The sequence below is a fragment of the bacterium genome, assembly GCA_013360215.1.
Taxonomy (GTDB): Bacteria; CLD3; CLD3; order SB21; family SB21; genus JABWCP01.
This window is the reverse complement of record JABWCP010000012.1, coordinates 70669-83529: the sequence shown is the minus strand read 5'-3', so window position 1 is coordinate 83529 and position 12861 is coordinate 70669. Positions and strand designations below refer to the sequence as shown.

General features: G+C 47.3%; 8 protein-coding genes. 5 read left to right on the top strand and 3 right to left on the bottom strand.

Annotated features, from left to right (window positions below):
- Positions 1-118: 118 nt before the first annotated feature.
- The 3 genes from nadB to gatC form a co-directional block, all read right to left on the bottom strand.
- Positions 119-1729, bottom strand: a complete 1611-nt coding sequence (gene nadB / locus HUU58_09540; GenBank protein ID NUN45915.1) for an L-aspartate oxidase — start codon at positions 1727-1729, stop codon at positions 119-121.
- Between the two features lie 9 nt (positions 1730-1738).
- The gene (locus HUU58_09535; protein NUN45914.1) at positions 1739-3376 is read right to left on the bottom strand and encodes a CTP synthase; all 1638 of its coding nucleotides are present in this window, start codon (positions 3374-3376) and stop codon (positions 1739-1741) included.
- A gap of 75 nt (positions 3377-3451) precedes the next feature.
- A complete protein-coding gene (gene gatC / locus HUU58_09530; protein ID NUN45913.1) occupies positions 3452-3739 on the bottom strand; it encodes an Asp-tRNA(Asn)/Glu-tRNA(Gln) amidotransferase subunit GatC in 288 nt (95 codons plus the stop codon).
- 191 nt (positions 3740-3930) lie between these two features.
- Between gatC and HUU58_09525 the strand changes: the two genes are divergently transcribed.
- From HUU58_09525 to HUU58_09505, 5 genes are all read left to right on the top strand, one after another.
- On the top strand, positions 3931-4878 hold the full coding sequence (locus HUU58_09525) for an EamA family transporter (GenBank protein NUN45912.1): 948 nt from the start codon (positions 3931-3933) through the stop codon (positions 4876-4878).
- Between the two features lie 29 nt (positions 4879-4907).
- Complete coding sequence (locus HUU58_09520) at positions 4908-5396, top strand: shikimate kinase (protein ID NUN45911.1); 489 nt, start codon at positions 4908-4910, stop codon at positions 5394-5396.
- A gap of 109 nt (positions 5397-5505) precedes the next feature.
- On the top strand, positions 5506-5748 hold the full coding sequence (locus HUU58_09515; protein NUN45910.1) for a hypothetical protein: 243 nt from the start codon (positions 5506-5508) through the stop codon (positions 5746-5748).
- Positions 5749-5931: 183 nt separating this feature from the next.
- On the top strand, positions 5932-7299 hold the full coding sequence (locus tag HUU58_09510) for a PD40 domain-containing protein (protein ID NUN45909.1): 1368 nt from the start codon (positions 5932-5934) through the stop codon (positions 7297-7299).
- A 294-nt stretch (positions 7300-7593) separates the two neighbouring features.
- Complete coding sequence (locus tag HUU58_09505) at positions 7594-12846, top strand: PAS domain S-box protein (GenBank protein ID NUN45908.1); 5253 nt, start codon at positions 7594-7596, stop codon at positions 12844-12846.
- The last annotated feature ends 15 nt before the right edge of the window (positions 12847-12861 follow it).

Genomic DNA, 12861 nt, shown 5'->3' with positions numbered 1-12861 from the left:
AGAATTTTATGGACAAAAAATCGGTGTAGGCATGCCTACACCGATTTAACGGAATAAATCACTAACTAAAAAACTGTGTACTTTTTCTAGGACGACACAGTACGGACGATTCTATTCGCTACGCGTCAAATGTGCTGGTGATAGTATCTTTCAGCCAGCGGTGATCGTCTTTTTCGGGATAGTCGGTCGTATAGTGCAAGCCGCGGCTTTCGTGGCGGGATTTGGCGCAGCGAATGATCAGGCGCGCCAGTTTGGCTAAATTACGCAGTTCCAGCAACTCTTCCGTAACTTTGGTTTTTTTGTAAAAATTCTCCGTTTCTTCGACGATCATGCCGATACGGCGCTCGGCCCGTTCCAGACGGAGATTGGAGCGCACGATGCCTACATAGTTCCACATGATTTCCTGTATTTCGGCGCGATTGTGTGCGATCAGTACCCATTCTTCCGTGTCAAAAGTACCACTGTCATCCCAATCCGGGAATTCAGGTATCTTGTGTTCGATATCGTCCGATGCGGTGCGAATATGATCGGCTACCCGATGTGCGAAAACGACCGCTTCGAGCAGGGAGTTGCTGGCAAGACGATTGGCACCGTGTACGCCGGTCATCGCCACTTCACCGCAGGCATAAAGATGATGGATATTAGTTCGGCCGTGCAAATCCGTCACCACGCCGCCGCACATATAGTGTGCGGCCGGTACCACTGGGATAGGTTCGCGTGTCATATCAATATTAAGTTCGGCACAGCGGCGGGAAATGTTGGGAAAATGTTCCAGCGTTTTATGCGCTTCGATATGCCGCAAATCCAGATATACACATGGCTCGCCGCGTTTTTTCATTTCGGCGTCAATCGCACGGGCCACTATATCACGCGGCGCCAATTCTTTCATGGGCGAATAACGTTCCATAAAACGTTCGCCGGCATGATTGATAAGATAGGCGCCGAAACCGCGTACCGCTTCACTGATGAGAAAGGATTCTCCGTCGGGATGATACAGTGAGGTCGGATGAAACTGCATGAATTCCAAATTACCTACGCGTGCGCCCGCCCGATACGCCATTGCAATGCCGTCGCCGGTGGCAATTTTCGGATTCGTCGTGTGTTTGTACACCTGACCGCAACCGCCGGACGCAAGGATGGTTACCTTGGCGATAAATTTTTTGACAATATTGTTGGGAATGTCGAGCGCATATGCGCCGTAGCAGTGAATATTGGCATACGCCGTGAGTTTTTTAAGAAGGTGATGTTCGGTGATGACTTCGACGGCGATATGATCTTCGAATACTTGAATATTGGGGTGGCGTTTCACGGCTTCGATCAGGGCACGTTCGATCTCGCGGCCGGTCAGATCTTTAGCATGGACGATACGATGTGTGCTGTGTCCGCCTTCTTTGCCGAGATCGAGGCGGTCGTCGTGGCGTGTAAATTCGACACCGATACGTATCAATTCGTCAATCGCAGAGGGGCCCTGGCGAACGATCAGCTCGACCGCATCCCGATGGCACAAACCGGCGCCGGCATTGAGGGTATCACGTACATGTGCGTCAAAACTGTCGTCAGGATCAATAACACTGGCAATGCCGCCCTGTGCGTAATTGGTATTACTTTCGCGATGATTTTTTTTGGTGATGACGGCGACCGTTCCCAGTTCAGCCAATTTCAGCGCACAAGAATATCCGGCAATGCCTGTGCCGATAACAAGGAAATCGGATGTGTATGACGACGGCATCGCTGCGGATTATTTCTTTTTACCGTGTGTACGCTGATGCCCCAGAGCCGCTTTGATAAATTCGCGGAACAGCGGATGTGCCTTGATCGCACGCGATTTGAGTTCGGGATGAAATTGTACGCCGAGAAACCACGGATGCTCTTTGAGTTCGATGATTTCGACCAACTTGTGATCGGGAGAAAGGCCGGAGAAAACCATTCCTTTCTTTTCAAAATCAGGGATAAATCGATTGTTAAATTCAAACCGGTGGCGGTGGCGTTCACTGATGAGATCCGATCCGTAGGCGGAGCGCGCTTTGGTGCGATCTTTGACGACGCACGGATACGCACCAAGGCGCATCGTGGCGCCCATTTCTTTGATATCTTTTTGAGATTCCATCAAATCAATCACCGGATGTTTGGTGACTTTGGAAAATTCGCTGCTATTGGCATCCGAAAAACCGCAGACGTGGCGGGCAAACTCGATGCTCATACATTGCATGCCGAGGCATATTCCGAAAAACGGCAGTTTATGTTCCCGTGCATAACGAATGGCCCGGATCATGCCTTCGATCCCGCGTTCTCCGAAACCTCCGGGAACGAGTATACCGTCTATGCCGGCAAACGTATGCCGTAAATCGGTTTTTTCGTCAATCTTGCTGGAGTCTATGAAAGCGACATCGACATTCGCATTATTTTCCACACCGGCATGGATAAAGGATTCTAAAATACTTTTATATGCATCGGGTAGGCCGGTATATTTGCCGCACAACGCGATACGTACTTTGTTTTTCGGTTCATAAATTTTGTGAACCAGATTTTTCCAATGTGCCAGATTGAGTTTTTTGCTCGGCAGATCAAGTTTTTTTAACACCAACTGATCCATGCCGTTGTTGTGCATGATGAGCGGAACTTCATAGATGGAGCGCACATCGGATGCTTCGATCACGGCAAATGACGGCACATTGCAAAATAAACCGATCTTAGCACGCATGTCTTTTGACAGCGGGCGTTCCGAGCGGCATAGCAAAATATCCGGTTGAATACCGATTTCACGCAGCTTCATCACGCTGTGTTGAGTCGGCTTGGTTTTCAGTTCGTCCGCCGCTTTGATAAAGGGCACAAGCGTCACATGGATTTTGACGGTATCCTGCGGGTCCAACTCCAAACAGAATTGGCGGATGGATTCCAAAAATGGCAGACTTTCGATATCGCCGACCGTACCACCAATTTCCGTAATGATGATATCGTAACCTTCATTGGTCAGCGTGCGAATACGGCCGCGAATTTCGTCCGTGATATGGGGAATAACCTGTACGGTGGCACCGAGATAGTCACCGCGCCGTTCTTTGTCAATCACGGTTTTATAAACCTTACCCGTGGTGTGCGAATTGCGGGTGCTCATGTTATCGTCAATAAAGCGCTCGTAATGCCCGAGATCAAGATCGGTTTCCGCGCCGTCATCCGTGACGAAGACCTCGCCATGCTGATATGGGCTCATCGTGCCGGGATCCACATTGATGTAAGGATCAAATTTTTGAATGGTGACATTGTAACCATGCTCTTTGAGGAGCATGCCGAGGCTGGATGCCGCGATGCCTTTGCCGAGGGACGAAATCACGCCGCCGGTTACAAAAATAAATTTCGGATGTGCTTTTTTACGCGCCATAGTTTTTTAAAGGGAAACTTAATGATGAAAGGTAATTATAAAAAAAGAGACACGCTTCCGTGTCTCTTTTGGTTTTTAGCCGACAACTTTCGGCACCGCGATATACTGCCAGGTTTTATCCGGTGCGTTAGCGAGAACCTTATCCACCGGGAGGCTCTCGGCTACCTGATCTTCACGAAATACATCCGGGTAGGTGATCGGATGGTAGGTGGGCTCCACATCCGTCGTATCCACGGTATTGAGCTGCTCCACATACGTCAGTATCTGATTGAGCTGGCCGGTGAATTTTTCCAAGTCCGCATCGGAAAATTCCAAATGCGCAAGGGAAGCTATTTTTTCGACATCGGTACGTGTAACCGGCATAGGTTGCGCTCTTTTTTTTAACGCGGGCAATATATGTGAAAGCCCCGTTTTTGTCAAATTTATTTTCCTTACGTCAAAGGACTAAAAACAGATTACCACAAAGATATTTAGCGAAAAACCGGTAGCGCAATTTACCGTTGTGAATCACAAGGAATGCTTTATATTCCCCAAAATCAAAATCGGAATTATCTATGGCGCGTTCAGCGTATTTCAAAGGCGTTATTTTTATTTGTTTGTCCGCCGTGTGTTGGAGCAGCGCGGGTTTATTTATCAAATTAGTCAATCTGCCGCCGGTCCATATCGCGATGTATCGTTCGCTGATTGCGGGTATTTTTTTGTTAGGTTACATCTTGTATCGCCGTCATGCCCGGGATATTGATTTTGATTTTTCGGTCAACCGGCACGGATTGATCACGGCCATTTTTTATTTTTTTACTGTTTCACTGTTTGTCACGGCTAATAAAATGACCACGGCGGCCAATGCCGTGTTCATGCAATATACCTCGCCGGTTTTTGTCATACTGATCACATACTTTTTTTTAAAAGAAAAAATATACCGGGCGGAAATTCTAACGGTGGTTATTTGCCTCGGCGGGATGGTGCTTTTCTTTTTGGAGGAGGAAAAATCAACCGCTTTTGCCGGCAATATGATAGCCATTCTTTCGGGTGTTGCGTTTGCGTTTTTGCAGATTTACGTCAAACGTTCCGAAGCCGGGACGGCCGAAACCCTCACAGCCGATCAACATCATTTACGTTCGATATTTGCAATTGTCATCGGTAATCTGGTGACCGTCATGATGGGTTTTGTATCGGCCATGTTTTTGATGCATGCCGTTACGATGCCGGATGCATTGGCACCGATTTTCGGTACACAATTTACCATTACGACATCCGATATCATAGGCCTTTTGATCTTGGGCATATTTCAGCTGGGGTGCGGTTATCTGTTTTTTGCTGCCGGCGCCAAATATATATCCAGTGTTGAAATCGCCATATACACGATATTAGAGCCTATTCTCAATCCGATCTGGACTTTTTTGGGAACCGGTGAGGTGCCCGGCTTTTGGGCTATCATCGGCGCCAATCTGATCGTTGCGGCTATGCTGGTTAATACTTTTTTTAACAAAGAACGCGCATGAATACCCGTCGGATATTTATATGCGGATTTATGGGTTCCGGCAAAACGACGGTCGGCGCATTCGTAGCGCAGCGGATGAATTTTCCGTTTTTTGATACAGATCATATCATCGAAAAAAAAACGGGCCGCACCGTCTCCGATTTGTTTGCCGATTTCGGCGAAACGTACTTTCGTGACGCTGAAACCGTCTGCCTCAAGGAAACGGTACAAAATTACCATCAGGGTATTTTTGCGTTGGGAGGTGGAGCGTTACTACGCCGAGAAAATCAAGTTTTGGTCAAGAACTCCGGTGCGTTGATTCATTTAGCGGTTTCGCATGCGGAAATCATCCGTCGTATCGGACGCGATGGTAACCGTCCTTTATGGGACGCGGATCGCTTGGATAGACTTATGGAGGCACGGGAGGAAGGATACCGGACAGCTGATCGGAGCTTTGATACGGACGGGTTCACTGCCCAATCCGTAGCCGATGCGGTGGTGCGATATATCATGAATCCGCCGGGGATTGAAAAAAAATGAGTTTGACCTTGACAAACCATGCATGTGTTATTATAATTCGCCGAATTTGAAAACCGTGTAAATAATTTATTTTATCATATTCACTTAACACGTACGCAAAGGAGCTGTTATGGCGAGATTAACCGCGTCGGAGTGGGTCGCACGCGAAAATAATTGTTCGGAACCGGAAGCCGAAGTCATGATCGAAGACGATCCGGATCTGGAATACGATTATTATATCCGCTACTGCCTGCAAGAACTCAATCTTTCGCCCGATGAAATCATTCGCGGGTTCAATTCGGATATGACCGAGGCGCAGGAACGCTTCATCGAAGACTTCAAAGGCGAAGATGAAATGGAACTTGAGCAATAATAATCTCGGGTATACAATCTAAGTTTGAAAAGGAGCCGCGCACGACGTTCGGCTCCTTTTATTTTTAAGAGGTTATCAGGGGAAAAACCGCTTGCATTTATAGGGGCTTTTGGCTAAAATGCGGGCAATTATAATACAGATTATCCGTTTACCAACTCCCGAATTTCCAGGAGGATTTTTTTCATGCGGTTACGCCATAGGTTATTCATTATCGCCGTTATGATGTATGCGATCAACGCGTGGGCACAAGATGGCGCTACAACAACGCCTCAGGATTCCGCTGTAGCTGCGACACCGCAGGAAACGCCGCTGGATTCGACGCAAACACTGACCCCCAAATTGACGGAGCTTTTTACCAAGCTGCGCACCGACAGCAATAATGCCGCTTTACTGTATGATATTTATAAAGAGTATCTGAAAATAGGTCGCCGCAATTATGCCGTCGAATTCATCAATGCGTCGCTTCGCAAAGATCCGACCAACATGGATGTCTTGTACGAAAAGGGCGAATTGCTTTTGGAAATGGGAAAGAAAAAATCGGCGTATGAAGCATTTCTGCTGGTGATGCGTGATTTCAAAGGGCAGGCGTATTTGGATCGTATCGGCCCTAAATTTGTCAGTAATTTCAAAATTACACAGATAACCAATAACAAATTTAATGACGTCATGGCGTCCTACGCGCCGGACGGAAAATCTATTATTTTTCAATCCGATCGCAGCGGTAATTGGGATATCTTCACGATGAATCCGGATCAGGGAGAGTCCTCTGTCAAAAAACTGACAGATGACCTGGAAGCCGATGAAAATCCGGCTTATTCTACCGATGGTAAATGGATCGCGTTTGCCTCCACGCGGGATGATAAAAGTACCAAAGAATATAAGTCGCGCGAACTGTACTTCATGGATAAAACCGGAAAACGGGTTACTCGACTGACCTCAAGTTATGGTGGTGATAACTGGAGTCCGATTTTCTTAGATACCGTGACGATTGCTTTTTCCAGTGATCGTTCGGATTTTTCGTCTACACCGTTTGCAAAGAAGAATACGGGCATTTACACGATTGAAAGAAACGGCAGCTTCCTCTTCAAAATGTTTTATCAGGACAAGATGAATTATACGGATGTTGCGTACAAGGCAGTATCGAACCAATTCGTATTTGCACAGCGTGCCGACGATTCTGATTTTGATCTTTACATGACCAGTACGGATACTAAAGAAAAACCGATCAATCTTACAAATCATCCGAAGAACGATCTGCAGCCGTCCGTTTCCAAAAACGGTAACTTTATAACTTTTGTGTCGGATCGTGATGGCAATTACGAAGTGTACCGTATGCAAGCCGACGGGCGCGATCAAACCCGTATTACCAATGACGACGGAGATGACGTTTATCCTAAATTTTCACCCGACGGCAACAAAATTATTTTTTCCTCGAACCGCAATGGTAAGTACCAGCTTTATATCGCCTCGACGGAAGAGTCTTCTGCCGTTACGGTACAGTCGGTGATCGCTATACTTGAAAAAAGAATTGCATCGTCATCGGACAATTGATAACGCAAAGGCGTTCCATCGCTGATTGGCAATCGGTAATTTTGATTTAAAGTGCATTCTAAAGTTATCTGTTATTAGAGATAGTGAAACGGATTTTGTAACACGGCGGGATTTTAAGTATTTAAAGTAACGCCGTGTTATTCCCTCGTAACTCCCCTCCTTTTTTAAATTTGTTTACATTTATTTTTTTAAATCATGATGAAAATCATGAGAATTATTGCCGTAATATGTTATTCTTACCAAATTTCAATAAGGTTCTCGTGGTAATTTAAATAATAATGAGAGTATGGCGGTGTGAATAAAGCGGGTAAATCACATACGCAAATAGTGTTATTATTGGGCAGCACGACGCAGGCGTCCGCTTTGGCCGCCCTCACGCAACGGGAGGTTGTCTCTGTAACCGATCGGAATGCGCTGCGTAAAGTCACACAAATCCGACCTTCATCGGCCATCCTAACTACAACCTACCGTGGAATAGCTTCTGCGCTTGTCTTAAAAAAGAAAATGATGCACGCGGCGAATTTGCGTGTTGGGTTTGCTTTGCCTGCGGCCCAAGGAAAACGGCTCGTGAAAGAGGGTGTGCTGAAGTCGGATGAAGTTATCCCTCTTCCTTTTACTAAAAAAAATGTTCTATCGTTTCTATCGCCGACATCACACTGGCCGAAGCAATATGATAATTCCATTGCATCGGATTTATTCTTAAGAGCGGTGGAGTCAACGGATGACGCTGTTATCATAACCGATAAAGATGGTAATATTCTCTATGTGAATGGTGGGTTTGAAAAAAATTCCGGATACGGGCGTGATGAAGTACTGGGAAAGAATCCGCGAATATTAAAATCCGGTTACCATGAGCAGGCTTTTTATACCGGAATGTGGGAAAAAATTTTATCGGGGAGCGTATTTCGAAATATTCAATATAATCGCCGAAAAGACGGCAGCATCATACCCGTCGAGCATACGATATCTCCGGTCCGTGACGAAAACGGAGAGATAACGCATTTTATCGGCATTTGGAAAGATATCAGCGGAAAAATTCGTTCGGAAAACGAAACGCGGCAAGCACAAAATCAATTAAAGCAAAACGAAATCAAATATCAGATCATCGCGGATAATACATTTGATTGGGAGTTTTGGCTGGATACGGACGGATCCTACATTTACAGTTCGCCGTCGTGCGAGCGTATCACGGGATATTCGCCGGTTTCTTTTACGACGGATCGTGATTTTCTGCAACGCATCGTATATGCCGAAGACCGCGCGGCTTTTTTAGCTCACCAGCAAGATATTCAGCAGCGGCGTTTACCGGGTAATCTGGATTTTCGTATTGTCTGTAAAGACGGCACTATCAAATGGATTGGCCATGTCTGTCAGCCTATTTCCGACGCCACCGGCGTTTTTCGAGGTATTCGGGGAAGCAATCGCGATATTACCGAACGTAAACTGGCCGAGCTGGCGCTCAGGCAAAAAGAATCACAGGCGGAATCACTTTTGCGATTAGCGCGTCAGCTGGAGCGTGTCGCGGGTTTCGATGAAGCGGCTCAGGCAGCATTAAACGAAGTGCAACGCCTGGTGGGATATCAGAGATTATGGGTGTACGTTTTTTCGAATGATCGCTCTGAAGCAGAAGTATTGGCCGAGGCCGGCATGTCAAGACCGTTTGCACCTAAACGCCTTGATATCAAAAATGATGCGATGCTTAGTGCAGTGGCTCGGGGAGCGGGTGCGGTGGTTATTCCCGATGCGGCGGAGGATGTACGAACCAATAAAAAAATCGTACAATCTACCGGGGTGCGTACGATCGTAAATATACCGGTTCATCTTTCCGAAGGGCGCTTAGCATCCATCGGTATGGGAACCTATGATGATGAAGGGGTGCGTGTGCCGGATGAATCCGCCCTTCAATATCTCACGACTTTAGCGAGTCATATGTCGGCGACGATAGATCGTTTGTTATCACAGATGGTACGTCAAACGGCGGAAGATTCGTTGCGTGCCAGTGAAAAGCGGTATCGTACGTTGATTGATCAGGCCGCGGACGGTATTTTTGTAGCTACCCGTGACGGACAAATCGAAGATGTCAATCCCGCCGGTTGCCGTTTAATGGGATATACTGTAAACGAATTGTTGAAGAAACCTTTTTACGGTTTGTTGGATGCGGAAGAATTAATCCGCCAACCGCTCAAAATCAGACAATTGGAAAAGGGTCAATCAATTTTATCGCATCGGCGTTTAGTCCGCAAAGACGGGACACATGTCGAAGTTGAAATCAGCGCCAAAATGCTTGATGACGGACGTATTCAGGGTATAGTAAGGGATATTTCGGAGCGCCGTCGCGTAGAGAAACATTTTCAGGCCCTCATCGAACGTGCACCGGACGGTGTGGTATTGATCAATGTCGAAGGAAAATTTCAATACATCAGTCCTTCTTCGGCGCGCATGTTCGGATACGAAATGTCGGAGTTGTCCGATCTGGATCCCGCCGCAATGACCCATCCGGATGATGTCGAGCGTGTCGTACAGCTTATCTTATCCGTGATCGAAAATCCGGATATTGACGCACGGGCGATGTATCGCTTCAAGCATAAAGACGGGTCATGGAAATGGATCGAAAGTACGTTTACTAATTTACTTCAGGCGCCGGAAGTTCAGGCGATCGTCGTTAATTTTAAAGATGTCACCGAACGGCATAACGCCGAGGAAGCGTTGCTTCACAGTGAGCAAAAATACCGCACGCTCGCCGAGACATCCCAGGATATGGTTTTGTTGTTTGAGAACAACGGCTACATCATCTATGCTAATCCGGCCGTAGAACAAAATCTCGGATATGCGCAAGGCGCATTGGCCGGGAAAATGATCAGTTCGATTTTACCCGGTAATGCGGATTATGACGCGATATCGTACCTCACCGGTGGCACAGGCCATGAAAACGGCGCCGCGTCGCGCGAAATGGATTTTATTCACCTAAACGGTGAAGCGATTCCCTTTGATGTGCGCACAAGTAAGGCCGTGTCATCGGGAACGCCGGTCATCGTATGTATCGGACGCGATAACCGAAGCCGTCGTAAATATGAAAACCATATCCGTGAGCAACTACGCTACGCCCGTGCACTCAATCGTATGGCGACATCGATTATGAATTCGGACGGTACAGCCGATACGTTGTTGCGGGAAATGACGACCATTTGCGGTGAAACGATTGATATAGAACGCGCGCTGTTATTTGATATACGCATGGCGGCCGGCGAAGCCGTTTCTATTGCCAAATGGATTCGCCCGGATTTTTCCGATTTTGCCCCGCCTCAGGAGGTGTATCCCTCGTCCGTATTTGCGTCCAGTATTAGCCGGCTGCATAGCACACGAACCTGCATCACGAGTACGGTTGATGCACCGCACGCATGTTTTGTCGAGGAAGGATCTGCCGAAATATTGCATCGTGTCATGAAAGTACAGAGTTTGCTTTGGTATCCGTTCTCATTTCGGGAGGATGGTTTTTTCCTTTTGGTTGTCAATGATATGATCCGTCCGCGCCAATGGCAGGAGGAAGAACTGAATTTTCTCGACAGCGTATCGCGGGAAATCGAATTGGCGCTGCTCAAACATCGCCTATCGTCGGAACGCGAACAGGCCGAAGTCAAATTGAGCGAAACGTTGCGTGAATTTGAAACATTAGTCGAAGCGATACCGGATGCCGTATTATTCAAAGACGGGAACGGGCGATGGTTGATCGCCAATCCCGCCGTGCTCAAACTTTTTGAATTGACGGCGTATCCTTGGTACGGGAAAACGGACCGGCAGCTAGCTGAAGCTTTTCCCGCTTTGCGTTCGCTGTACGAGGGGTGCATCGGTACGGATGAGTTGGCTTGGCAGACAGGGCAACGGTATCAAACCATAGAAATTATCGAAAAACCCGGCGGTGATTTATTGCATTATGATACGACCAAGATTCCTCTGTTGCAAGAGAACGGAACACGGCTGGGATTGGTCGTGATCGGTCGGGATATCACATTTCATAAAAAAGCCAACGAGATCATCCAAGAGCAAGCGATGATCCTCGATAATGCGCGGGATGCGATTTTTATGACCGATCCGGATGGGCGGATAGTGTATTGGAACAGTCAATGCGAAACGTTGTATGGCTGGGAAAAAACCAATGTCATCGGCCATCAAGCGACGGAAGTTCTCGGGCATACCCGCGCGACGGATGCTGTGGTACGTTCACTATTCAGCGGCAACGAGGCGTGGAGCGGTGAGATCGAGCACTATACGCGGGACGGAAGAAGTGTCATCGTCGAATGCCGCAAGAGTCCTGTGCGGGATGCGGACAGCGCGGTCAAATCATTTTTGTATATCGAGACCGACGTTACTGAACGTAAACGACTTGAGAAACAGTATTTTAGAGCGCAGCGCATGGAAAGCATCGGCCGTATGGCCAGCGGTATCGCGCATGATCTTAATAATATTTTATCGCCGATTTTGATGGCTGTTCAAATGTTCAAATCCAAATTATCGGATGATACGAGTCAACGTCTGATCGTCATGCTGGAATCTAATATAGAACGGGCTGCCGATCTGATGCGTAAACTCCTTATGTTTTCGCGCGGTGCAGAAGGGGCGCATCATGCCGTGGATGCCAAAAAAACGATTGAGGAAATTGAGCGTATCCTTGTTTCAACGTTTCCTAAAAACATAAGAATTGCCTGCAACGTAGCCAAAGGTCTGTATCCGATCACGGCCGATAGCACGCAGCTTCATCAAGTATTTCTCAATCTGTGTGTCAATGCGCGCGATGCCATGCCTTCCGGAGGTGACCTGACGATCCACGTCGAAAATGTAATTTTTGATGAGGCGTATGTCTACAAGGAACATCAGGCTAAACCCGGCCCGTACGTTCTGTTTACAGTTACGGATACAGGACTGGGGATTCCTTCGGATATCATAGATCATATCTTTGATCCGTTTTTTACAACCAAGGACCTCGAACACGGTACAGGTTTGGGACTATCCACGGTTGCGGCGATTATCAAAGGGCATGGCGGCTTTGTGAGCGTGTATAGTGAGGTCGGTAAAGGCACACAGTTTAAAATTTACATCCCCGCCAGCGCCGGTTTCCACACGGAATCGGTTGAATCTCGTGTTCCGGAATCGTTATGGGGTCGTGGTGAATTGATCCTGATCGTAGATGATGAGCCGGCCATACGCAAAATATTGGGGACGATCCTGACGCATCACGGATACCAAATAGTCGAAGCCGAGGACGGCGGAAAAGCGATGACGGTATTCGCCGCCCAAATGGCATCCATTCGTGCCGTGATAACCGATATAAGCATGCCACACATGGACGGTCATGCGTTTATTCGCATGTTGCGCAGTATTCGTGAAGATATCCCCATCATCGCCATGAGCGGTCTTCCGGAAAATGAAAAATCCATTCAGAAAAACGGATTCAAAGTGCAGGCCTTTTTGATGAAACCATACCGCGCTGAAAAAATACTTCAAACGTTGAACGATGTACTCGCACCGTTACGTTCCGGTGAGCAGTCCTAATTTTCATATTAACGG